Source organism: Thermithiobacillus plumbiphilus (assembly GCF_038070005.1).
Classification (GTDB): Bacteria; Pseudomonadota; Gammaproteobacteria; order Acidithiobacillales; family Thermithiobacillaceae; genus JBBPCO01.
This window is the reverse complement of the sequence record NZ_JBBPCO010000003.1, coordinates 137,536-160,689: the sequence shown is the minus strand read 5'-3', so window position 1 is coordinate 160,689 and position 23,154 is coordinate 137,536. Positions and strand designations below refer to the sequence as shown.

The following is a 23,154-nucleotide window of genomic DNA, read 5'->3' as shown; positions in this document are numbered from 1 at the left end:
GACAACCCATGTGGGGTATCGATGCCGGCATCAGGGTCTCCGGGCGCTGGCCTTACCCGATTTCTTCTTGAACTCAGATCGAAATCCAGTCGCGCGCCGGCAGGAACTGCTCGTAAAGGGCCGCTTCGGGGCTGCCGGGCTCGGGCTGCCAGTTGTATTCCCAGGAAACCAGGGAGGGCAGGCTCATCAGGATGCTCTCGGTGCGACCACCCGATTGCAGGCCAAACAGGGTGCCGCGGTCGTAGACGAGATTGAACTCCACGTAGCGCCCGCGCCGGTAGAGCTGGAAATTGCGCTCGCGCTCGCCAAAGGCCATGTCGCGGCGTCGTTCGATGATGGGCAGGTATGAAGGCAGGAAGGCATTGGCGGCCTCCTGCCAGAAGGCGGTGAGCTTTTCGTGATCGCCGGTGAGGTCATCAAAGAAGATGCCGCCCACGCCGCGCGCCTCGTTGCGATGCTTGATGAAGAAGTAGCGGTCGCACCAAGCCTTGAAGTTGGGGTAGAAATCAGGGTCGTGGATGTCGCAGGCGGTTTTCAGGGTGCGGTGAAAGTGGCGCGCATCAGCTTCGAATCCGTAATACGGGGTGAGATCCGCGCCGCCTCCAAACCACCAGATGTCGCCGGCTTCGAGATAGCGGTAATTGAAATGCACGGTCGGGATGTAGGGATTGTGTGGGTGCAGCACGCAGGACACACCCATGGCAGTGAAGGGCAGGCCAGCCATCTCCGGACGGGCGGCGGTGGCAGAGGGCGGCAGGGAGGCGCCCCAGACCTTGGAGAAATTCACGCCGCCTTTCTCGAAGATCCCGCCATTGCGGATCACCCGGGTGCGCCCGCCGCCGCCCTCGGGGCGGCTCCAGGCGTCTTCCTGAAAGCGCCCCTTGCCATCAATGGCTTCCAGGCCGGCGCAGACGCGGTCCTGAAAAGCCAGGAGGAAGGATTCGATGTGGTTCAGATCCGGTTTCGGCATGAGGGCTCCTGTTTGCAATGATATGTCCCGCGCCAAGATCATAACAGGACAACAATATCCTATTCTAGTCTTTCTGGAGCTTGCCAGCACTGTCAGCCGGGGCGTAGCGTGCGCCCGCTCTGCACGTCAATGATCCGGCTCGGCTTGCGCTGCTTGCCAATGGGCGCGCGCAGAATGGCATCCACGCGGCTACCGAAGTAGCGCCTTACCTCGGTTGCCGTGCGTGCGGACTGGAAGCCGGCGGGGTTGGCACTGGTGGAAACGATGGCCATGCCGGCAACCTTGCAGAGGTCCCGCGCCGGGGGATGGGCGTCCTCGCGCAGGGCGATGCCGTCATGCCTGCCGCGCACCCAGGGCGGGCAGCGGCGGCCGGCAGGCAGGATCAGACTGACGGGACCCGGCCAGACCGCGTCCATGGTTTGGTCGATATCCCCCGGCAGACGGTGGCGATCCGCATAGGGCAGCAGTTGCCGCCTGCTGGCACCGATCACGATCAGGCCCTTCCAGACCGGTCGGTTCTTGAGGCGCAGGATGCGCCGCACGGCGCGGCGATTGCGCGGATCGCAGCCCAGCCCGTAGCAGGACGCCGTGGGGTAGGCGACCACGCCGCCGCGCCGGATCACGCCGGCCACGCGCCGCAGTTGACTGGCCCAGGGCTTCATGATGCGCTCAGGCCTCGCGGGCGATGGCGCGATAGCCGATATCGCTGCGGTGCTGCTCGCCATCCCAATGAATCTGGCGGACGGCTTCATAAGCGCGGTTCTGGGCCTCGCGCACGCTCTGGCCGAGTGCTGTCACGCCCAGCACGCGGCCGCCACTGGTGAGCACTTGGCCGTTTTTGAGTTCGGTGCCGGCATGGAAGACCTTGCTGTCCGCGAGCGCAGCGGTATCCAGTCCCTGGATGGCATCACCCTTGCGCGGATTGTCGGGGTAGCCGGCGGCGGCCATGACTACGCAAAGCGCCGGACGGCTGTCCCATTCCAGGCGAGTCTCCTGCAGATGGCCATCGACCGCAGCATCCAGCAGATCCAGAAGATCACTCTGCAGGCGCATGAGGATGGGCTGGGTCTCGGGGTCGCCCATGCGGCAGTTGAATTCGAGTACCTTGGGCTGGCCGTTCTCGATCATCAGACCCGCGTAAAGAAAGCCGGTGTAGGGGATACCCTCGCTTTCCAGACCACGCAGGGTGGACAGGATGACGCTTTCCATGATGCGCTGATGGGTGGCGGCATCGACGACCGGGGCGGGGGAGTAGGCGCCCATGCCGCCGGTGTTGGGGCCCCAGTCGGCATCCAGCAGGCGCTTGTGATCCTGGGACGTGGCCAGGGCCTGCACCTGGCCCTGTGCCGCCACCACGATGAAGCTGGCCTCCTCGCCCTGCAGGAATTCCTCGACCACGATACGCCCGCCGCCCTGCATCCAGTCGCGCGCGGCATCCAGGGCTTGTTCCAGCGTTTCGGCAATGATCACGCCCTTGCCGGCGGCCAGGCCATCGGCCTTGATGACCAGCGGCAGGCGCTGGCTGCGGATGTAGTCCTCGGCGGCCGCGAGATCTTCGAAATGCCGGTAGGCGGCAGTGGGAATGGCATGGCGCGCCAGAAAATCCTTGGCGAAGGCCTTGGAGCCTTCAAGCTGAGCGGCCTGGGCCGTGGGGCCGAAGATGCGCAGGCCAGCAGCCTGGAAGGCGTCGACCAGGCCAGCCACCAGCGGCGCTTCCGGGCCGACCACCGTTAGATCAATGTTTTTTTCACGCGCAAAGCGCAGCAGCGCATCGATATCGCTGGCACTGATTGGCAGGTTCTCGACCCCGGCCTCCAGCGCGGTGCCGGCGTTACCCGGCGCGCAGTATACCTGGCCGACACGCGGCGACTGGGCGAGTTTCCAGGCCAGCGCGTGTTCGCGCCCGCCGTTGCCGATCACAAGAATTTTTTGGCTCATACGCTTTCCGCAGGACGACAGGAATTGTTGAAAGCAGGTATTCTAGCCTTTTTGATAAGCACTTGGCATCAAAAAGGGGAAAAGGGCATGGCACAACTCGAGATTCTGGTGGTAGGCGGTGCGGGCTACATTGGCTCGCACATGGTGGAGATGCTGCTGGAGCAGGGGCATCGGGTGGTGACCCTGGATGATCTCTCCAACGGGCATCGGGATGCGGTGCTGGGTGGTGAGTTCGTACAGGGCAATGTCGGTGACGCCGCGCTGCTCGATCAGGTCTTTGGTGAACATCAGTTCGATGGCGTCATGCACTTCGCCTCCTTCATTCAGGTGGGCGAATCCGTGATCCACCCGGCCAAGTACTATCACAACAACGTCACCACCACGCTGGTGCTGCTCGACGCCATGCGCCGCCACAATGTGCGCAACTTCATCTTCTCCTCCACCGCCGCCATCTTCGGCGAGCCGCACTACACGCCCATCGATGAAAAGCATCCCGAGCATCCCATCAATCCCTATGGCCGCACCAAGCGCATGGTCGAAGAGATCCTCGGCGACTACGACCAGGCCTATGGCCTGAAATCCGTCTGCCTGCGCTATTTCAATGCCGCCGGTGCCGACCCCGAGGGGCGTCTGGGTGAGCGTCATGATCCCGAGACTCATCTCGTCCCGCTGGTGCTGCAGGCCGCCTCCGGCCGGCGTGAAGCTATCTCCGTGTTCGGCCGCGACTACGACACCCCCGATGGCACCTGCATCCGCGACTACATCCACATCATGGATCTCTGTGGCGCGCACCTGCTGGCCCTGGAGCAACTCGTCGCCGGCGGCGAGAGTGCGGCTTATAACCTCGGCAACGGCAGTGGCTTTTCCGTGCAGGAAGTCATCGACACGGCACGGGAAGTGACCGGGCGCGAGATCCGCGTCATTGATGCCCCCCGTCGCGCGGGTGATCCGGCCCGGCTGGTGGCCGACTCGCGCCTGGCCCGCGAGCAGCTCGGCTGGAACCCGCAGTTCAATGACCTGCATACCATTATCCAGCACGCCTGGAACTGGGAGCGGAAGATGGCGGGGGTGGGTTGAGTTTGAGTTTGTGCGGCTGCGCCGCGGCTGGATTGAGTGTCGGGGGTTGCCCGACAGCAACTCCCTTTCTTTTGCTTGTCCAAAAGAAAGGGAGCAAAGAAAAAGACCCCCAGCACCGGTGGCCTGCGGCTACCCGGCTTGCTGGCTCGTGCGGAGCGGCTGCGGAACTCGCCTGCGGCTCAGACAGTCCTCGCCGACTGCCCCCCGCCCGAGCGGCACGCGCCGGCACCGGTGCAATGGGTTGAACCCCATCCCAAGCTCGTGATTGAGTGCTCTGGGAGAAGATCTGGTTAGAAGGGATCTGGTTTGATCGGAGCTTAGCGGATCTTGTCTGATGTATGCGGCTTAACCAAACCTTCTCTATCTTTTGCCTTTTGCCTTTTCCTTTCAGCCTGCCTCATCAGGGCTGATCCCTGTCTGCCGGCACGGACCAGACCCCTTCTGCGCTGCCGTGCAACGCCGGGACGCGGGGATCAGCGCGCGCGTTGTCTGAACGCAGCGAGTTTAGCGCGCGCGCCCAAGGCCCAAGGCGCACAGGGCAGTCCGCGTCAGCGGACCAGCGCAGCGGGGCGGGTTTTCTTGGGTTACTTTCTTTTGCCCGTCCAAAAGAAAGTAACCAGCTGTCGGGCTGCCCCCGACACTCAACCAAGCCGCGGCGCAGCCGCTCAAACTCAGCCCAGCCCCGCCAGCCTCCCCCGCAAATATTCCCCCACCTCACTCCCCGCCGGCAATCTCTCCAAGACCCGCTGCAACAGCACCCGCGCCTCGGCGGATTGCCCCTGGTCCGCCAGCACCAGACCAAGCCCCATCTGCCATTGCAGATTGTCAGGATTCAGCCGCAGGGCCTGGCGATAGGCCTTGTTGGCAAGATCAAGCTGTCCCTGTTGCCGCGCCAGAGCCCCCAGCAGCCCGTAATAACCAGGATTTGAGACCGGCGCGCGCATCTGGCGCAGGAGATCAAAGGCCTCCCGGTTCTGCTGGAGTTCTGCCAGCAATCGGGCGAGCAGGATGGTGATATCGGCATTGTCCGGGAAAAGCTGACGACCTTCCCGCAAGGCCTGCAGGGCCTCGTCCTGCCGGGCCTTCTGCCAGAGCAGCAGGGCGAGCTGCACGCGGGCGCTCGCAAAACGCGGCTCTTCGCTCACCAACATCTGCAAATCGCGGATGGTACCAGCGGGGTCGCTGCCCCGGTTTTCCAGGGCGGCTTCCAGGCGTGCATTTCTGGTTTGGCCGGTCATTTCCAGCTCAGGATGGATCACGGGTGGCGAACTGAGTTCGGCAGCTTGCGCTTTCTTGTTTTGCGCTGCCCTGGGCAAGGCGGGCGCGCTCGATACTGGTCGGACTGCATTCCGCTGCTCAGGCGTGGAACTGGGCGGCGGCTGTCTCACCGAGGTTCGGGACAGGGATTGGGGCTCCTCGAAGTCCGGGGCTTCCGGCGTCGTTTCCTTCACCGATGGACTCAGCGCGGGCGCGACTGGGGCCTCGGCGGGGCTGACCGCCACCTGTGGCGGCTGGATTGCTGTGGTGCTTGCTGCCGGGGCAACTGGTGCGGCCTGAGCCAATACCGGGGCTGGCGGAGCAACCCTGAGCGATTCCGGCCAGAGCAGGAGCAATCCTCCCGCCAGGACCCCGGTTCCCAGTACACCGCCCAGCAGCATCCTTTTCCGGGACCTGTCCACTGCCTGCACGGGCGGCAGGGCGGCTCCCGCTGCCTGCGGTCCCCGGCGTCGATCCAGGTCCTTCAGGACATCATTGATCAGGCTCATATCAAAAACCCGTCACGCGCCGCCAGAAGGCGACGTTGAAGGCCTGCGGCGTGTCGTCTAGGGCGCGTAGCAATTCCCGGCGCGAGATCTGGCGCCTGCCCTGGCCATAGGCCGCTAGCAGGGCCTTGTGTGCCAGCAGATTGATCAGGCGCGGTATGCCGCGACTGGCCCGGTGCAGCAGACGCCGCGCGCCGGGGCTGAACAGTGCCCAGCCGCGGTAGCCCGCCAGCCGCAGCCGGTGTTCGAGATAGGCGCCACTCTCGTCTTGGCGCAGGGGCCGCAGGGTGTAATTGAAGGCGATGCGCTGCCTGAGCTGGCGGATCTCGGGCGCTTCCAGGCGGCTGTCGAGCTCCGGCTGACCAAACAGCATGATCTGCAGGAGCTTGCGTTTCTCGGTTTCGAGATTGGAAAGCAGACGCACGGTTTCCAGCGAGGCTGTCGAGAGTGCCTGGGCCTCATCGATCAGCAGGATGACGCGTTTGCCGTCCGCGGCGTGCTGGAGCAGGGCCTGATTGATGGCCTGCAAGGCCTGCTGGCCGTCCTCGTGCTGGTCGAGGCTGAGCGTCAATTCCCGGGCCACGGCCTGCAGCAGTTCTCGGGGTTCGAGCTGGGGGTTGAGAATATAGGCGCTGATCGTGTCCGGGCCGAGGCTCTGCAGAAAATAGCGGCAGAGCGTGGTCTTGCCGGTGCCCACCTCACCGCTGATCTTGATGAAGCCTTCCCCCGATTCCAAGGCGAAACGCAGGGTATCGAGCGCGCCCTGGCGGCTCTCGTCAGCAAAGAAGAAGCTCGAATCCGGCGTCAGCCCGAAGGGATATTCCCGCAGCCCGAAAAACTCCAGATACATCAGCGTTCGCCCCCGACGCCGAAGGTCTTCGGGAAGCCGCCGAGATGGAAACCAGGATCGGCATCCTCGAAGCGCGTGCGGGTCGCGGCAATGTCCTGCTCCCAGGCACTGGCATCATCGACCACCACCGGGCGCAGCAGGATCACCAGCTCGCTCTTGAGGCTGGCCTGGCGGGTGTGGCGGAAGGCCGCGCCCAGGAAAGGAATGTCGCCCAGGAGCGGCGTGGCGGCGAGATCCTCGCTCTGGCTCTCCTTCATCAGGCCGCCGATCACCACCACCTGGCCATTGCGGGCGCGCACGATGCTGTCGACCTCGCGCACGTCCGAGGACGCGAGTGGCAGGGTGTAATTCGCGCCATTGATGGTGAAGTTCTGGGTCACGGTATTGATGTTGGTGATGGCCGGATGCACGTGCAGGGTGATGAAGCCGTCCTTGTCGATGCTCGGCGTGACGTCCAGGGCGATGCCCGAAAACAGCGGCGTCAGCTTGGGCGTGGGCTGGGTGTTGACCGTGCTGCCGAGCGTGCCGCCGACGCTGGAATTGGTGTTGATGTCGGTGACGAAGATGTTGTCGGTACCGACCTTGATCACGGCTTTCTGGTTGTTGATGGTGGCGATGCGCGGGCTGGAAAGCACGTGCACCTGGCCCTGGCGCGACAGGGCCTCGATCATGGCGGCAAAGTTTGCGCCATTGCGCACCACCATGTTGAACACGCCGCCGAAGGCCTGCACCGTATCCAGCGCGGGCAGGGTACCGCCAATATTGCCGCTATTGCCGACAGTGGGCGCGGTCCCATCTGCATTGGCGAACAGGCCCGGTCCGCCCACCTGATTGGCAGTGATGTCAGTGTTGCCGATATGCCCCAGCGCGTTCCAGTTGATGCCGGCCTGAAAGCCCTTGTTAAGCTGCACCTCAAGGATCTTGGCCTCCAGGATGACCTGACGCTCGACGCTGCCCCGGATGGCCTGCAGCAGACGACTGACGTCGCGCAGCTCGCTCGGCATGGCGCGCACGACCACCATCCCGGACTGCGGGCTGAGGATGACCTTGCGGCCATCCTTGTCGCCGATCACGGCATCCAGCGAGCCCTGCAGGCCCTTCCAGAAATCGGTTTCCGAGCGGGTATTGATGCGGCTGGCCTGCAGAGCGCGCCCATCCAGCCCGTTGCTGCCCGGTGCCAGGGCCATAGAAGGCTGCGTGCCCGTGTTGCCATAGGTGCTCGACGCGCTACCCACGTCATTGGAATTGACCGACAGATCCGAGATGCCGCGACGCTGGATATCCAGATAGTTGATCTGATAGATGCGGGTTTCGAGCTGGGCCGGCTTGATGATGATGCGCTTGCCCTGCAGCTCGTATTCATAGCCATAGGCGCTGCGGATGCTCTCCAGGGCCTCGGGCAGGGTGACCCGGTGCAGGTTGAGCGTCAGACGGCCCTTGACCTCGGGCGAGACCACCATGCTGTAGTCCGTGCCATAGGCCAGGCCCATGAAGATCTGATCGGCCGGCGCGTCCTGCATCACCAGATTGAAGCGCGGGAAGGCCGCCTTGCGCGGGGCGGGTGTTGGGGCCAGACTGCCAACCGGTGGCAGCAGGGCGCGATCGACTTCGGCGGGCAGGGGACTGCTGGCCGGGACGGCGGGCGCCGGGGCCAGGGTCTGCTTCATCATGGCCTCCTGTCTGTCTTGCGGCATGTGCTGGCAGCCGGACAGGAGCGCGAGCGCCATGGCGCCCAGGGGGAGAAGTGATTTCTTCATGGTGCCGAAGCCTTGTTGGCGCTTATGCGGGGCCGATAGGCCAGTGCCGGTAGTTTCAGAGTGAGCGTTTCGCCCGTGGGCGTCTGCAGGCGGGCCCAGCCCGAGCCGATGGCCTGCAGGCGCAGGCCCTCCAGGGTGTCGCCGCGACGCAGCACCTGGCCATTGATGATGGCGACCGGCTGCTTTCCCCCCATCAGCGTGCTCTGAAGCTGCAAGGCCGGTAGGGCAGGGGCCGCCATGCCCGCTGGCGCATGTACGCGGGGCAGGGGCGGACGCGTCGGGTCTGCGGCAAGACTCATGTTGCTGGCCAGTGCCGCCCATGTCCCCAGCATCATCAAGGTTTTCATGGTCGGGCTCCGGGCGTGGGCAACGCATAGGCGGGATCGCTGGCGCGGTTGAGCTTGTCCAGAAAGGCCTCGCCGGAACCGGGCGCCTGCGCCGGCGCTGCGGCTTTGATGTCTCCGGGCAGATCGGCGCCAAGGATGTAAGTGTTAACCACGGCCCTGACCTCGGCGCGCGGGTATTGCGTGACCTGATAATCCAGACTGCTCCACTCCAGTGGCCAGGGAGAGCTTGCCAGACGCTGGAAGTAGCGCGTCGTGTCGGCATAATTGCCGCTGAAACGCAGCTCCACGCCCTTGCGATAGAGCGCGGGCGAGTCATTCGAGGCCTGGTTGCCGGTGGCCGGATAGACCTGGACCGCCGGCAGGCTCTGCAAGCCGGTGATCCGCAGACCCGGGCCGCCCTGCTCGCGCAGGAGCTGGGCCAGCCAGCGCGCCAGTTCGCGGTCATCGAGAAAACGCCTCCCGCTGGCGGCGAGTTCGGCATTCACATCATCGAGTTGCGCTTGCGCGCGCGCCAGCCGTAGCCGCAGGGGGGATTGCGGGCTGGATGGATCATTGCTCGCCAGTAGCTGCATTTCCTCGGCAATGGCGGCCTGTTGCTGCTGCGTGTCCTTGAGGCTTTTCTGCAACTGTAGGGTGTGCTTCTGGATGGGATCGAGCACGAACTGGACCCCGCCGAGCACAATCAGCGCACTCACGGCACCCAGGATGAGCAGGCGTTCGCGCTCGCTGGTGGCGTTAATGAAGCTTTCCAGACGCTGCCAGGATTTCATCGTGCCTGCTCCGCCGATGCCGCACCCGCGCCATCGGGCTTGCCGCTGGCCAGCTCGAAATGCAGGTAGGACGCACCTAGCTTTTCCGGCTTCGGCGTGCTGACGCTGAAGCTGCGGAATTTCGCCTCGGGAAAGCCATGGTAAGTATTGAGGGCGTTGAGATAGGCCGGCAGGCGGTCGGCATTCAGAGTACCGCCAGCCAGCCGCACCGTTCTGCCGCCCTCCGACACATGGATGTCGGTCAGCCAGAGGCCCGGCCGGCTGGCATTCGCCAGGCTGCCAAGGATGCTGGCGGGCCGGATCTGCTCGCCCAGCAGGCGGCTGTCGAGATAGCGCAATACTTCACGCCGGTCCTGGACCTGCTTTTCAATACGCCCGGCCTCGGCCTGCAGGGCGGCGAGACGGCTGGGGCCGGCCTGCTGGCGCAGGAGCTCCAGTGCGGCCTCATCACGGGCCAGCCCCTGCTGCGCCACACGCAGGGTGGTTTCAAGCTGCTGCTCATGTTGCCGGAGCATGGCCGCATAACCGAAGATGGCAAGCAGCAGCAGGGCCACGTAAAACAGCATGAATCGCGCTGAAAACAGGACCGTCTTCGGCGCGAAGGCGTCGGTGTAAAGATTGATATGCCGGAGCTTGCGCCCGGTGAGCGGCTGGAGGGCAATCGCCTGGTTCATGACAGCAGTTCCCGCAGGGCCGCGCCATAGCTCAGCAGCCCCATGCGATGGCTGGCATCCCTGCCATCGATCGCCGGGAAGTCACGGCAGGCAGCGCCGGTCAGCACGCCAAGATAGGGCGCCAGGTGCGGCACGTGCAGGCTATCGAAAAGGACATAGGTCTGGCGCACCGCGCCGCGCCGGAAGCGGCTGTCGTAATAATCGAGCGAGCGCTGCAGTTCCAGGGCCAGGCGCTCGGCCTGCTGACGCAGGATCTGCTGGGCGGCGGGCAGGATGTCGGTGAGGATTTCGGGTTCCCCAAGCCCCTCGGTGCCGATCTGGGCCCGCGCCATCTCCGGCGCAAAACCGGCACTCTCCACCAGGCCATCGACCAGGTTGCCCGTGCCGAAGGCAATGGCGCGGCTGAAGATCAGCTGGCCCTGGCGGGTGATGGTCAGCAGCGATTCGTCCTCGGCGATTTCCAGCAAGGCCAGGCCCTGTTCATCCTCGGGCAGACGCGCGGCCAGGTTGCGCTGCGCCTTTTCGGCGATATCGATGTAGGCGGGGTCCAGTCCGATGCCGCGCAGCAGGTCCACGCGGGCCTGTACCACGCTCTCGCGGGCGGCGACGACATAGATCTGGCGGGTATCGGCTGTCTGACCGGGTGGCAATTCGAAGTAGTCGAGGATAGCCTCATTCACCGGGAAATCGATCTGGTCGGCAATCTTCCAGCGCAATGCCGAGAGGATTTCCGCTTCCGGCACCTGAGGGGCTTCCACCAGCAAAAGCTGATAGTCGGGACGATGCAGAACGCTGACGCAGGGGCTGCCGGCCAGATTGTGCTCGCGTACCTGCCGGCTCAGCAGCTCCGCCAGCGCCTCGCGCGAGTGCTGCTGATCCGGGCTCAGGGGCAGGCGCTTCAGAAACGTGGGCCGGCCCTGCCGGTCCACTTGACAGAGGCTGGCCTGGCTCGGACGCAGGTCGAGCGCCAGCAGCGTGCCGGCACGGGGGCGGCGCAGCAGCTTGCGAAGATCTAGTTTGAGGAAATCGAGATTCATGAGCCTGGAGCCGGTTTTAAAATTCGTATTGTCGGACAAAGGTCGGATTAGATGAAAAGATAGTCTAGTTGAGCACTTCCCGCCAATAAATGATGTGCCGGTTGCCCTGAAAGTGCCCGAAGGCGGCCAGGGCGGGCTGGCTGAGCAGGTAAGGGTGAGCGGCAAAAGGAACGAGAAAGCTGCCGCCCGTGCCGCCCGCGGTATACCAGAGTTGTGCGCCGGCGCGATGGCCACTGGTGTTTGGCGCAAAAAGCTGACCGCCCGTGGCGCTGTAATCGGCCTGTGTCCAGTAGCCGCGGCCGTCATTTGCGGCCGTGGCGCCCAGGGCGGTGCCGGTCGGTGGGCTGAGCTGAAACAGCGAGCAGGTGTCGTCGGTCTTGTCCCGCCAGCTCCGGCTCGCGCTGTCCCAGAACTGCGTGCGTACCCACATGGGCAGGGGCAGCAGTTCCGAGCCATAGGCATTGTCGGCAGTCAGCCGCCCGAAGTAGAAGGCGGAGTGGACAGGATTATGGGGCTTCGTCATCACGCCATCGCCATCCTCAGGGGTGAGAGAAATGTCGGTGTTGAGAAAAGGCCCGTCCGGCGTGAAACCGGGCGCGCTATCCTGGCGCCTGATCTTCAGTTGTGCCCTAACGCCATCAGCTTCGCCATTGCTGAAGGCAGTGCTGCCTGCAAAGCCATTTTGTGCCAGTCGGGGCGTGAGATCGGCGCTGCTGGTGCTTACGGGTGAATCGATGGCGCTGAATCGCCAGCGGCCCTGGCTGGCACTCGTATCCGGCGCAAAGGGCTGATCGAACTTCGCCAGCGTGCCGCTGTAGTTCCGTGTGAGTTGGTTCTGGGCATTGTGGGCGCTGATGCTGAAAACGAGATCGAATTGCTCGTCGAGATAGCTGAAGGGATTGCCGCAGCCGGCCAGAGTGGCGGCGTCGGTACGATTGCGGATGCTGATGGCCGGGATCTCGAAATGATCGGGCACGAAGCGGCCGATGGTCGTGGCGCCCTTGGCGTATTGCGGCTGGTTGCCGGCATTACAACGCAGGCCGATGCTGCGCTGGCACAGTGGCGTGCCGTCACTGGCGTCGACGCTGGCGAAGCCGCTGTCCGTTACCTGAACCGCGACCGCGCCGACCTCGGAATAAGCTGCCGTGCTTTCCGTCACGCCCGCGCTGAAGGTCCAACTGGCCGTTGCCAATGTGCCGAGGGCGCCACCGGCGGGCAGGACCTGGGAAACGGCGATTGCCGTAGGCGTGCCGCCTGTGTAGCCGGACGTGGCTGTGCCCGAAGCATTCACGGCACTTGCCCGCAGCGTGAAAGGCTGGCCCGCCTTGTGGATCGGCGTGCCGCTGGCTGTCGCGGTATTCAGGATATTGGTGGTGCCTGGTGATTCCCAGTTCTGATCGCTGGCCTGGATCAGGAAATGGCTCGGGCGGATGGCGAAGTTGTCGCTGGAGCAGGCCGCTGCATTGTTCTGTCCATTGCCATTGCCATTGCCATTGCCATTGTCGTTGTCGTTGTCGTTGTCGTTGTCGTGTTTATGCCCGTGCCCACCGCCATCGCCAAGACCCGCTTGTGTGATGCGCACCCGCACCTTGGCGACGGCATCTGCATACAGGATGTTGCTGAGCGTCCCTTCACCCTTGCGCAGCGTGGCAGACATGCTGCTCCAGCCCGGCAGGGTCGGCAGCTCGGCGCAGACCGCGCCGCTGGAGGCATCGACCAGATCGATCTGTACATCGCCATCGAACCCATTGTTTACCCGGCCATCCTTGAGGGCATAGATGTCCAGATCAAAGGGCTGGCCGGCAATCCTGGTCTGGATAGGGCCGGTGATGGGGTCTGTATTCCTGTCCACGGCATTGAAGGGGTCGCTACTAAGCGATCCCGATCCATTGCCGAGGTCCAACTGGATTTTGTCCCACTGGATATCGTCATAGCCAAATCCCAGCAAGAGCAGAGAGATTCGCCCCGCGCTGACAGTCAGGGTATGCTCGCCGGCGCTCAGGGACAGCGTCTTGACCAGCGTAAACTTCTGGTCATCGCGATCCAGGGTGCCAATCGCGACGCCATCGATCGCCACGCTGGCGGGCGCAGCAAGACAAAATGGACAGGGCTTGCCGTCGATGAAACCCAGAATCGGCCAGCCGGCTTCGACATCGCCCAGATCAAAAAAACTGATCTGCTGCAGGGTGGCGGGATTGGCAAGCGGGAAGCTCAAGGAAACCTTTGTACCGATTGCCTGTTCCGGGCTCCAGCGCGGGCCCTCATCATTTCCGATGTGCACATTGTCGTTCAGATTGAGAATATAGGCGGCCGCCTGGCCCGCTGCCAGCATCAAAAAACACGCGAGAAGAAGGCGCAGCCGCTTCATGGGTTCTGCGCTCCGACTTCGATCATCCTCGTCGCCGCATCCCTGCCGCTGCCGCAAGCGCCCCGGCTGCTGATGCGAAACTGCGTGCTGGTCGCGCCGCCGGCATTCGCTACCACCACCGGCCCGGCGCAGCTTACCTGCGCGCTGCAGCCAGCCAGGCCCTGGGCACTGAAGCTCAGATCCTGCTGGGCAAAGCAGGTGGCGGCCGCGCTGCCTGTCGGCGGAAAGATTGTGTTCATGCCCCACTGCGCGCCGCTTTCGGCGGCGTAGAAGGCGCGGGTGGAGAGCACTTCAAAACCCACCGATTGCGCGCCGGTCGCCAGCATGCGCGTCATCGCCGCGCCCAGCAGTGACAGCACCACCAGCACGAAGATCGCCACCGGCAGCGAGAATCCAGATTGTGAAAACGGCTGTTTCATGGGACTCGTCTCATGGCACATTGCGCAGTTGAATGTCATGGCGGATGCGCACCCACTCCTCGTTCTGCATGAAGCGCAGATCCAGGGCGACGAGCCCGTTGCGGTTCAGTGAACCGGCCGTAAAGCGAAAGGGTTGGACCGCGCCGCCGCCATCCCTGAGCGGCAGGTGTTCGGCGAGGAGATCCCCGCCTGCGGGCGGAGCGGGCTGGCTGGCCTGCACCCCGTAATCGTGATAACGGCGCAGTTCGCCATTGCTCAGCACACAGAAGCTCACCGGGTCGCGGGTGACAAAGAGCCGCTGGGCGGCGGACTGGCGCGAGAACTGATGTGCCCCAATGAGCGTGACCCGGCTCACGCCGGCGGGTCGTCCGCTCGTGCTGACCGACTGGATCGGAAAGCGCACGCCGGGATCGCCGCTGGCGTAGGGATCACCATTGCCGCTGCCCGGACCCAAAGGATAAACCGCCAGCGCAAAGCCGCCCTGGCTGAAATCGCCATTCAGATCCAGGGCATCGAGCGTGCTCGCGGCCTCGGAAAAGCCACTGACCGGCAGGGCCAGGATGGCCTCGCCAGAAGGATAGCTGCCCGTCTCGCGTTGATAGCGTGCCCCGCTGACCAGCGGCATGAACTCGATGCAATTGCCGCTTACCCGCACACTGTTTGGCAGGGCGCCGCGCAGCTCGCGGCTGATGCGCTCTGCCGCCAGACGCGCAGTGCTGGCCAGTTGGTCGCGCCGGGCCGTATCGCGGTAACCCTCCACGCTGCGCACGATGAAGGCCGTGGTCCCGGCGGCGAGAATGCCCAGGATCACCAAGGCCACGATCATCTCGATCAGGGTGAAGCCCCCAGCGCGGCGCATCAGAAATTGCTCCGATAGGCGCTGAAGGGGAAGGACTCTCCCTGTGGCGTGGTGACAGTCACCGTGATCCGCTTGGCGGCGGCATTGGCGATCCCGAGATCCGTACCGGCATGGGCAACGCTCACTGTCACCCGGTAGCCCGCATAGCCGGGCCGGGGATTGCCCTCGGCGTCCGTGGGCGCTTCATTCAGGCCCTGGTAATCATCCACGTCATCGAAGCTCGCGCGGGTCTCGCCGGCCTCAACCCCGAGTGCCGTGGAACAGGGCCTGCCAGCAGGGGAATCGCAGGGCGGCGATTGGCCATCATTGCCGGTATTGGCGTCAAACTTCTTGGGCAGGATCTCGTCGAGATAGGCCTGACCAAGTTCGGCGGCGCGGATCTGGATCATCGGATCAGCCGAGTGGCTGGTCGCCTGATTCACCGCCAGCAGTACCCCGCTCAGGGCAACGCCGATCACCACGATGAAGACGATCAGCTCGATAAGCGTGAAGCCCGTTTGCCTTTGGATGCTAGCAGGCATGGGCATAGCCAGTGGGCTCGATGCAGACCTGGCGGTTCTCGCCACCGCCGCTGAGCGTGACGGTCGCGGTGGTGCTCTGCCCGGTGTCGCCGAGGCGGTCATAGGCGAGTGCCTGGCCTGTGGCTGTCACGCCGCGCGGAAAGGGCAGGGGATAGCTCTCCCCGCTGGGCGAGGCGATCCAGGCATTGTTGATTTGCACGCCGTAGTCGCTGTTGCTGATGACCAGTCGCACGGAGTGCGTCTGATTCATACCCAGTTGCTGGGCATGACGGGCGACGCTGATCAGTTCGTTCTGGGCGGTGCTGGCGGAAAAGGAGTCCGCGCCGAAAAAACGGGGAATGGCAAAGGCGGCGAGGACGCCGATCAGGGAGATGACGACGATCAGCTCAATGAGGGTAAACCCGTTTTCTTGAGCAGGGGACTGGCGCATGGCGCATCAGAAGCAGGGCGGGCTGTGCCCACCCTGCGCTCCGCCTAGCAGCCGTTGGTTACTGGCGTTCCGACCGTGGCCGGTGCTGTGCTGGATGTGGCAGCCGTGTACTGCACGTAGCATTCGGCAGGAGTCGGTGCGCCTGTCAGCGTGAATTTTCCATTTCTGAGAGAAAAGCCGGTCAAATCCTGTAAGGCATTACCGATTGTGGCTGTTGTGGCGTAACCATTACTAAGTCTGACGCTCTGACCGTCGCCAATATCGAGAGTGCCTGCAGTTTGGCCTTTGGCCAAGGCCTTGGCATGCACCATCGCCGAAGCCGACTTCAAGCTACCCGCCAGCCCATTCAGCGTGGCAATACGTGCATCTCTTTGCAGATCCACGAAACGCGGCAGCGCAAAGGCCGCGAGAATGCCGAGAATGGTAATGACGACGATGAGTTCGATCAGGGTGAAACCCTGCTGTTTGACCTGCATGGACATGATGTAACCTCCCTGGTGAATGGACAACTTGTTGTTTTCGACAAATAGCGGCTTGCGCAAATAAAACAAGCCGGACTGCAAAATCAGTGGGCTACCCGCGCCATGTCCCACATGGGCAGGAAAATACCCAAGGCAAGCACTAAGACTAAAGTCCCCATGATCACTAGCATAATCGGCTCGATTCTTGCTGACAATGCCTCGATCTCATAAGCGGTCTCGCGCTCGTAGAAATCCGCGACATCGCCCATCAGCTCGTCGATGTTTCCCGATTCCTCCCCCACCGCGATCATCTGCAGTACCAGCGGCGGAAACAGATGCGTGGCCTGCGCCGTGCGGGTGAGCGATTCGCCACGTTCCACGCCGGTTTTCATGCCCTGCAGACGCTCGGCGATGAAGCGGTTGTCGGTGGCCCTGGCGATGAGCTCGATGCCGCGCAGGATGGGCACGCCGGCCTTGCCGGTCAGTTGCAGGGTGCGTGCGAAGCGCGCCATGGCGCTCTTGAGAATGAGCGAGCCGAACACCGGCAGGCGCAGCCTGTAACGGTCCCAGCGCAGGCGCCCCTGGTCGGTATTGACCGCCGCGCGCGCACCAAACCAGAGCGCAATGCCCAGCAGCAGCACCAGCCACCAGTACTTGGTGCTGAAGTCACTGGTTGCGATCAGGATCTTGGTGAAGATCGGCAGGTCCACATGCGCGCTTTTGAACATCCTGGCGAACTGCGGGATCACCATGTAATTGAGGATCGCCATCGCCACTGCCAGCGCGATCACGACAAAGCTGGGGTAACGCAGGGCGCGCTTCACCTTGCCGGCGGTGTCCTCGTCGCGTTCGAGATAACCCGCCAGCGCGAGCAGGGTGGCGTCGAGATTGCCGGTGTTCTCACCCACCGCCACCAGGCTCACGAACAGCTCGCTGAAGGCCTGCGGATGTCTGGCGAGTGCCTCGGAAAGCGAGCGCCCGGCATCGAGGTCGGCACGCACCTCGCCGAGGATGCGCCCGAGCTGCGTATCCATGCCGTAGGTCTGGCGCAGGCTGTCGATGGCGGATAACAGGGGCACGCCGGCGCGCAGCAGGGCATAGAGCTGGCGCGCGAACATGATGATGTCCTTGCGCGCGATACGCCGCAGCCGCAGGCGCTCGATCAGCAACTGCAGCGAACTGGGCGGCGGCGCCTCGCGGATATCCACCGGGATGAGACTGTTGTTGTTCAGAAAAGCCGCCACCGCACTGGCATTACCCGCCTCCAGGCGGCCATTGAGCAGTTCGCCACGCGGGTTGCGGGCCTGGTAGAGAAACTCGGCCATGGCTTAGTGATCCATCTCCGCCGTGACTCGCGCCACTTCCGCCAGCGAGGTCACGCCTTCACTGGCGAGTCTTAGCGCGGCAATGCGCAAGGGGCGATACTGCGGCTGCTTCAGCGCGGCATCCACGATGGCCTGGCGATTGCCGGCTTCCAGTGCCGCGCGCACTGTAGCGTCCACGCGGATGAGTTCATGAATGCCCTGGCGGCCCTGATAGCCGGTGTTGTTGCAGGCCAGACAACCCCGCCCCTTGTGAAAACGCAGCTCGCCCGGCGTCTTGCCAAGCTGGCCGGCAAACTGGGCGCGCGCAGCTTCGGAGACTTCCGTGTCCTCGGTCTTGCACTGCGGGCAGATGCGCCGCACCAGCCGCTGGGCCATCACACCGATGGCGCTCGATCCCACCACGAAGGGCTCCAGGCCCAGATCCACCAGGCGCGTCAGGCTCGACGCCGCATCATTGGTGTGCAGGGTGGACAGCACCAGATGCCCGGTGAGCGCGGCGCGCAGGGCGATCTGCGCGGTTTCCAGATCGCGGATCTCGCCGACCATCACCACGTCCGGGTCCTGGCGCAGCACCGAGCGCAGCACCAAAGCGAAATCCAGCCCGATGCGCGCGTTGACCTGCACCTGATTCACGAGTTCAAGCTGATACTCGACCGGATCCTCGACGGTGATGATCTTCTTTTCGACCGAGTTGATCTCGTTGAGCCCGGCATAGAGCGTGGTGGTCTTGCCCGAGCCGGTCGGGCCGGTCACCAGCAGCAGCCCATGCGGCTGGCGCACCAGATGCTCCAGCACGGCTTCCACGTCCGGCGCCATGCCGAGTTCGTGAAAGCGCCTGCGCGCGCTCGACTGGTCCAGCAGACGCAGCACGATGGATTCGCCAAAGCGCACCGGCAGCGTCGACATGCGGATATCGTAGGCCCGGCCCTCGATGCTGATATTGAAGCGCCCGTCCTGAGGCAGGCGTCGCTCGGCAATGTCGAGATTCGCCATCAGCTTGAGCTTGGATGTCACGGAAGCGCCGATGCGCGCCTCGCCGGTCACCTGCTCGTGCATCACCCCATCCACCCGAAAGCGCACCCGCAGCAGCTTCGCGTCCGGCTCGATGTGAACGTCCGAGGCCTTCATGCGCACCGCATCCTTTAAGAGCGCATTGAGGAAGCGCACCACCGGCGCGTCTTCCACGCTGCTCTCGGTCAGCAGTTCATCCGGCGTGCTTGCCGCCAGATCCTGCTTGAGTTCCTCGGCGAAGCCGGCGGCCTGGCTCGTGCCCTTGTAAAAGCGCGGCAGCAGTTCCAAAAGGCTCGCCTCGCTGATCACCGCCGGCTCCACCGGCTTGCCGAGCAGGCGTGACAGCTCGTCCTGGGCATAGATGTCGGTGGGATCGGACAGGCCGACCAGGATCGCGCCACCCTGATCCTGGAGCGGCAGGGCGCGGAAGCGGCGCGCGAAGGTCTCCGGCAGGCGCCGAACCAGTGCGGCATCGATGCGAAACTGCGCGAGATCGATGAAGGGGATGTTGAGCTGGGTGGCCAGGAAGTTGAGCAGGGTGCTTTCGGCCAGCGTGCCGCTTTCCACCAGCACCCGCCCGAGCTTGTGGCCACTGGCCTTCTGCAAGCTCAGGGCCTGTTCAAGCTGGATGGGACTGATGACGGCATTCTGCACCAGCAGATCGCCCAGGCGGATCTTCTTGAGTCTTGCGGCCATATCTTCTCCGACGTTTGTAGGAGTATATAGCAGGTTTTGAGCGGGAGGTCAGGGTGGGGGCGAAGCGGACTGAATTCAGAAGCCCTGTCACGTTCAGCCGTACACTTCATCATGGCGATGTCCTCCCCGGATTGAGTAGCGCGTCGATTTGGAGTCCAATTCTCTAACCCAAAGAGATTGGGCATGAAGCGGTGGTCTTCGATAGAGCAGATCGTCCGCCTTTCTGTCTGAGGCCGTGCTATCGTTTATGAATGAACCAGGAGGTCCGCCATGACTACCCGTTCCATCCAGCAACTGATCCGCGCCCGACCGGTATCCGAAGGCGCGGGCGTCACGGTGCACCGCACCATCGGCACCCCGGCCTTGCGCCAGCTCGATCCTTTTCTGATGCTGGATCACTTTGGCAGCAACAATCCGGATGAATATATCGCGGGCTTTCCCGAGCACCCGCATCGTGGTTTCATCACCTTCACCTACATGCTCGACGGCCACATGCAGCATCAGGACAGCATGGGCAATCGCGGCGATCTGCGCGCGGGCGGGGCGCAATGGATGAAGGCCGCCAGCGGCGTTATCCACTCCGAGATGCCACAGCAGACCAATGGCTTGCTGCGCGGCTTTCAGCTCTGGATCAACCTGCCGGCGCGTGAAAAGATGAATGATCCCGAGTATCAGGAATTCACGCCCGAGGCGATTCCCGAGGTGAATCGTGATGGCGAGCGCGTGCGCGTGCTGCTGGGTCAGTATGGCGAAACGCGTGGACCGATCTCGGATCCGAACACTCAGGCGCAATATCTGGATGTCACGCTTGCTGCTGGCCACGCCTTCCGGCAGGACCTGCGTGAGAACGACACCGCTTTCATCTATGTTTTCGAGGGGAGCGCGGCGCTGGGCGGCAGTGATCTGCCACAACACAGTCTGGCCGTGCTGAGCCCGGGCGACGCTGTCGAACTCGTCGCCGGCCCGGATGGCGCGCGCTTCATCCTGGTGGCGGGCAAGCCGGTGGGGGAGCCGGTGGTGCAGTATGGCCCCTTCGTCATGAACAGCCGCGAGGAGATCGAGCAGGCCCTGATGGATTACCGCGACAACAAGCTGGTGCGCAGCAAGGCCGCCATGCAGGGGGCCTAGGATGGCCGAACTGGCGGGCCTGATCGCGGCATGTGCCGATGTGCTGCTGGACCCCGGCTAGCCGGGGGGAGAGTCAATGGGCGGCGGGGACCTTGGCGCTCAGTTCGATGCCCAGGGCCTTCATCACCGCCAGCGTCGTTTTCAAGGTCGGGTTGCCGCGCTCGCTGAACGAACGGTAAAGCTGTTCGCGGGATAGTCCGGTTTCGGCGGCAATCTGGGCCATGCCCTTGGCTCGGGCAACTACTCCCAGGGCGTGCGCGATATAGCCGGCATCGTTGGTCTCGAACGCGCCGGCCATGAACATGGCAACGGCTTCATCAGAGTCCAACCCCTCGGCAGGATCAAAAACAGTCAGTTTCTCGGTCATGACTCGCTCCATTCATTTGCTAAACGCTTCGCGGTCTGAATATCCCTTGCCTGTGTGCTTTTGTCACCACCGCACAACAGGAGGATGATCGTGGCGCCGCGCTGCTGGAAATATATGCGGTAGCCCGGGCCATGATGAATGCGCAATTCACTGATCCCTTGGCCGACCGGTCGCACATCTCCCGCATGACCATAAGCCAGACGGTCCAACCGCGAAAAGATCGCGCCTCGGGCTCGACCATCCTTCAGATTGGTCCACCATTTCCGGAAGGCCTCGGTTTGCCTCAAATCGATTATGGCTCGATTGTAGTCCTTAAACTACTTGGCAGCAACTACGCGGGGGCGCCTCCCATTGCAGCTCACGCCATTTCCGAATGGATGCCATACCAACCCCGGTGGAGCAGAATTGGAGCAAGTATTCCGTGACGCAAAGAAAAAGGGTCAGGCTTTTCAGCCTGACCCTTTTTGTCTGGTGCCCAGGGACGGAATCGAACCGCCGACACGAGGATTTTCAGTCCTCTGCTCTACCGACTGAGCTACCTGGGCAATGGCCGCCTATTAAACAGCGCAAGGCCCGCCAAGTCAAGCCGGGTCTAGTAACCCAGCACCTTCCACTCGTCATCCATCACCCGCGCCATGTAGGCCGCGCCGCCGGCCGCGCCAGTGCATTCGGCGATCAAATCTCCGGCACTGATTCCATGCCCCGTCAGGGCGCCGCCGCAGGCATAGAATTTCACCCCGAGATCAGCGGCATCCTTCATGAACTCGTAGATGGACTTGTCGCCGCCATCACTCGGGTAGAGCTTTTCAGCTACGCCCTTTTTCAGGAGCGCGGCGGACTTGCCGGCAAAATAGATTTCCACCTCGATATCCATGGCCGCAGCCGCGGCGGCCTGGAAGAAAGGGGCGCCGCACTCATGGGGGCGCTCGGGCGTGGTGTTCAGCAGCATCATCACCAGTTTGTCGGCCATGGCAATCCTTTGATTTTCGCTCGAAAAATCCCTAGTGTATTCAAAATTCCAGGAATTGTAAGCAAACGCCCGGAGGGGAGCATGGACAGAGTGGTGCTGGAAAATGCGTTTTTCAGGGCGGAGATCGACCCGCTTGGGGCCGAGCTGCGTTCGCTGATTCCCGCAGGTGGCAGCAATGTGATCTGGGGCGCTGATCCGGCCTACTGGCCGCGTACGGCACCCATCCTCTTTCCCATCGTCGGGCGTCTGCAAGGCGATCGCTATACCCACGCCGGGCAGACCTTCCAGCTGGGACAACATGGTTTTGCGCGGGACAGCGTCTTTGAAATTGAGCAGCAGGACAGCGATGCCGTCACGCTGCGCTTGCGTGCCAGCACCGAAACGCTTGTCCGCTATCCCTTCGCCTTCGATCTGCGGGTGCGATATCAGTTGCATGGCGAGGGCATCGAGACCGCCTTTCTGGTGCGCAATGCCGGTGATGAAACCGTGCCCTTCGGCGTGGGCGGTCATCCAGCCTTCAACTGGCCGCTGGAAGAGGGCCTTGCCAAAACAGATTACGTGCTGCTTTTCGAGCAGCCCGAGCAGGGCGAGCGCTATCTCGTCGGGGATGGCTTGTTGACAGGCGGACAGGGGGCCGTGCCCTGGCAGGGACATCTATTGCCCCTGGATGAAGCGCTGTTTCGTGAGGACGCCATCGTGCTGTTCCATCCCGCGTCACAGTGGGTGCGATTTCAGCCGCGCCAGGGCGGGCTTTCCATCCGCGTGATTTATACCGGATTTCCCTTCCTTGGTATCTGGTCCAGGCCCCAGGGCGCGCCCTTTCTCTGCATCGAGCCCTGGCAGGGGCACGCCAGCTTTGTCGGCGAGCCGCCGGATCTGCTGGCCAAGCGCGACATGATCCACCTGCCGCCCGGCGAGTCCTTGCGGTGTGCCTTTCAAATCGAAGTGCAGCCGGCCGCGGCGGTCGGGGCCTGATCGAGCCCGCCAGCGCATCCCGGCTGAGGAATCCCTGAAACCGTTGACAACGAGATCCTGCCATGTCCCAGTTACCCCGAATCGAGATTCAGGTGGAGACCCGCTACCTGGCGGAACAGTCCCAGCCCGAACGGAACCACTACGTGTTCGCCTACCGTGTCACCATTACCAATCAGGGCGAGATGCCGGCCCAGTTGATCAGCCGCCACTGGATCATCACCGATGCCAACGGCGAGACCAAGGAAGTACGCGGGGAAGGCGTGGTCGGTGAGCAGCCCGTCTTGCAGCCGGGTGACAGCTACCAGTACACCAGCGGCAGCGTACTGGAGACGCCGGTGGGCAGCATGCATGGCAGTTATCAGATGATCGATGCCGAGGGCCGGGCCTTTGATGCCACCATCCCGCCTTTCAGGCTGGCGACCGCCACCGTGCTGCACTGAA

25 protein-coding genes and 1 tRNA gene are annotated in these 23,154 nt (G+C 63.4%); 4 read left to right on the top strand and 22 right to left on the bottom strand.

Annotation, left to right across the window (positions count from 1 at the left end):
- Positions 1-73 precede the first annotated feature (73 nt).
- The 3 genes from hemF to purD all read right to left on the bottom strand — a co-directional run bounded on the left by hemF (position 74) and on the right by purD (position 2,908).
- Positions 74-970, bottom strand: coding sequence for an oxygen-dependent coproporphyrinogen oxidase (hemF, locus tag WOB96_RS04650; protein WP_341370113.1), 897 nt, complete (start codon positions 968-970; stop codon positions 74-76).
- A 92-nt stretch (positions 971-1,062) separates the two neighbouring features.
- Complete coding sequence (gene tsaC / locus WOB96_RS04645) at positions 1,063-1,632, bottom strand: L-threonylcarbamoyladenylate synthase type 1 TsaC (protein WP_341370112.1); 570 nt, start codon at positions 1,630-1,632, stop codon at positions 1,063-1,065.
- Between the two features lie 7 nt (positions 1,633-1,639).
- On the bottom strand, positions 1,640-2,908 hold the full coding sequence (gene purD / locus WOB96_RS04640; RefSeq protein WP_341370111.1) for a phosphoribosylamine--glycine ligase: 1,269 nt from the start codon (positions 2,906-2,908) through the stop codon (positions 1,640-1,642).
- 87 nt (positions 2,909-2,995) lie between these two features.
- Between purD and galE the strand changes: the two genes are divergently transcribed.
- Entirely contained in the window at positions 2,996-3,985 is a 990-nt protein-coding gene (gene galE / locus WOB96_RS04635) for a UDP-glucose 4-epimerase GalE (RefSeq protein WP_341370110.1), read from the top strand.
- Positions 3,986-4,656: 671 nt separating this feature from the next.
- Here the strand turns inward: galE and WOB96_RS04630 are convergent.
- The 15 genes from WOB96_RS04630 to WOB96_RS04560 all read right to left on the bottom strand — a co-directional run bounded on the left by WOB96_RS04630 (position 4,657) and on the right by WOB96_RS04560 (position 19,273).
- Entirely contained in the window at positions 4,657-5,751 is a 1,095-nt protein-coding gene (locus WOB96_RS04630) for a tetratricopeptide repeat protein (protein ID WP_341370109.1), read from the bottom strand.
- A 1-nt stretch (position 5,752) separates the two neighbouring features.
- Complete coding sequence (locus WOB96_RS04625) at positions 5,753-6,598, bottom strand: ExeA family protein (protein WP_341370108.1); 846 nt, start codon at positions 6,596-6,598, stop codon at positions 5,753-5,755.
- Positions 6,598-8,355, bottom strand: a complete 1,758-nt coding sequence (locus WOB96_RS04620) for a secretin N-terminal domain-containing protein (RefSeq protein WP_341370107.1) — start codon at positions 8,353-8,355, stop codon at positions 6,598-6,600. Before WOB96_RS04620 ends, WOB96_RS04625 begins: the two co-directional genes overlap by 1 nt.
- Positions 8,352-8,702, bottom strand: a complete 351-nt coding sequence (locus tag WOB96_RS04615; RefSeq protein ID WP_341370106.1) for a hypothetical protein — start codon at positions 8,700-8,702, stop codon at positions 8,352-8,354. Before WOB96_RS04615 ends, WOB96_RS04620 begins: the two co-directional genes overlap by 4 nt.
- Positions 8,699-9,472, bottom strand: a complete 774-nt coding sequence (locus WOB96_RS04610; protein WP_341370105.1) for a hypothetical protein — start codon at positions 9,470-9,472, stop codon at positions 8,699-8,701. The genes WOB96_RS04615 and WOB96_RS04610 overlap by 4 nt, the downstream gene beginning before the upstream one ends.
- Positions 9,469-10,146, bottom strand: a complete 678-nt coding sequence (locus WOB96_RS04605) for a hypothetical protein (protein ID WP_341370104.1) — start codon at positions 10,144-10,146, stop codon at positions 9,469-9,471. Before WOB96_RS04605 ends, WOB96_RS04610 begins: the two co-directional genes overlap by 4 nt.
- Positions 10,143-11,183, bottom strand: a complete 1,041-nt coding sequence (gene pilM / locus WOB96_RS04600) for a pilus assembly protein PilM (protein ID WP_341370103.1) — start codon at positions 11,181-11,183, stop codon at positions 10,143-10,145. Before pilM ends, WOB96_RS04605 begins: the two co-directional genes overlap by 4 nt.
- A 64-nt stretch (positions 11,184-11,247) precedes the next feature.
- Entirely contained in the window at positions 11,248-13,551 is a 2,304-nt protein-coding gene (locus tag WOB96_RS04595; RefSeq protein WP_341370102.1) for a DUF6701 domain-containing protein, read from the bottom strand.
- Positions 13,548-13,970 carry a pilus assembly PilX N-terminal domain-containing protein gene (locus tag WOB96_RS04590; protein ID WP_341370101.1) on the bottom strand — a complete coding sequence of 141 codons (423 nt, stop codon included), beginning with the start codon at positions 13,968-13,970 and terminating at the stop codon, positions 13,548-13,550. Before WOB96_RS04590 ends, WOB96_RS04595 begins: the two co-directional genes overlap by 4 nt.
- A gap of 10 nt (positions 13,971-13,980) precedes the next feature.
- Entirely contained in the window at positions 13,981-14,829 is an 849-nt protein-coding gene (locus tag WOB96_RS04585) for a type II secretion system protein (protein WP_341370100.1), read from the bottom strand.
- A complete protein-coding gene (locus WOB96_RS04580) occupies positions 14,829-15,350 on the bottom strand; it encodes a type IV pilus modification PilV family protein (protein ID WP_341370099.1) in 522 nt (173 codons plus the stop codon). The genes WOB96_RS04585 and WOB96_RS04580 overlap by 1 nt, the downstream gene beginning before the upstream one ends.
- Positions 15,340-15,780 (bottom strand): prepilin-type N-terminal cleavage/methylation domain-containing protein, encoded by a 441-nt coding sequence (locus tag WOB96_RS04575; RefSeq protein WP_341370098.1) that lies wholly within the window; start codon positions 15,778-15,780, stop codon positions 15,340-15,342. The genes WOB96_RS04580 and WOB96_RS04575 overlap by 11 nt, the downstream gene beginning before the upstream one ends.
- A gap of 44 nt (positions 15,781-15,824) precedes the next feature.
- Positions 15,825-16,262: a pilin gene (locus WOB96_RS04570; protein ID WP_341370097.1), complete on the bottom strand. Its 438-nt coding sequence runs from the start codon at positions 16,260-16,262 to the stop codon at positions 15,825-15,827.
- Between the two features lie 83 nt (positions 16,263-16,345).
- The gene (locus WOB96_RS04565) at positions 16,346-17,566 is read right to left on the bottom strand and encodes a type II secretion system F family protein (RefSeq protein ID WP_341370096.1); all 1,221 of its coding nucleotides are present in this window, start codon (positions 17,564-17,566) and stop codon (positions 16,346-16,348) included.
- Positions 17,567-17,569: 3 nt separating this feature from the next.
- Positions 17,570-19,273 (bottom strand): GspE/PulE family protein, encoded by a 1,704-nt coding sequence (locus tag WOB96_RS04560; protein ID WP_341370095.1) that lies wholly within the window; start codon positions 19,271-19,273, stop codon positions 17,570-17,572.
- A gap of 270 nt (positions 19,274-19,543) precedes the next feature.
- On the opposite strand from WOB96_RS04560, the gene WOB96_RS04555 reads away from it, so the two are divergent.
- A complete protein-coding gene (locus WOB96_RS04555) occupies positions 19,544-20,401 on the top strand; it encodes a pirin family protein (RefSeq protein ID WP_341370094.1) in 858 nt (285 codons plus the stop codon).
- Between the two features lie 73 nt (positions 20,402-20,474).
- Here the strand turns inward: WOB96_RS04555 and WOB96_RS04550 are convergent, their stop codons facing one another.
- The 4 genes from WOB96_RS04550 to WOB96_RS04535 all read right to left on the bottom strand — a co-directional run bounded on the left by WOB96_RS04550 (position 20,475) and on the right by WOB96_RS04535 (position 21,738).
- Positions 20,475-20,768 (bottom strand): addiction module antidote protein, encoded by a 294-nt coding sequence (locus WOB96_RS04550; protein WP_341370093.1) that lies wholly within the window; start codon positions 20,766-20,768, stop codon positions 20,475-20,477.
- A complete protein-coding gene (locus WOB96_RS04545) occupies positions 20,765-21,055 on the bottom strand; it encodes a type II toxin-antitoxin system RelE/ParE family toxin (protein ID WP_341370092.1) in 291 nt (96 codons plus the stop codon). The genes WOB96_RS04550 and WOB96_RS04545 overlap by 4 nt, the downstream gene beginning before the upstream one ends.
- Before the next feature lie 182 nt (positions 21,056-21,237).
- Positions 21,238-21,313, bottom strand: a tRNA-Phe gene (locus WOB96_RS04540).
- Positions 21,314-21,360: 47 nt separating this feature from the next.
- Positions 21,361-21,738 carry a DsrE family protein gene (locus WOB96_RS04535; RefSeq protein ID WP_341370091.1) on the bottom strand — a complete coding sequence of 126 codons (378 nt, stop codon included), beginning with the start codon at positions 21,736-21,738 and terminating at the stop codon, positions 21,361-21,363.
- A gap of 81 nt (positions 21,739-21,819) precedes the next feature.
- Between WOB96_RS04535 and WOB96_RS04530 the strand changes: the two genes are divergently transcribed.
- Entirely contained in the window at positions 21,820-22,713 is an 894-nt protein-coding gene (locus WOB96_RS04530) for an aldose 1-epimerase family protein (RefSeq protein WP_341370090.1), read from the top strand.
- Between the two features lie 62 nt (positions 22,714-22,775).
- A complete protein-coding gene (gene apaG, locus WOB96_RS04525) occupies positions 22,776-23,153 on the top strand; it encodes a Co2+/Mg2+ efflux protein ApaG (RefSeq protein WP_341370089.1) in 378 nt (125 codons plus the stop codon).
- Position 23,154 lies beyond the last annotated feature (1 nt).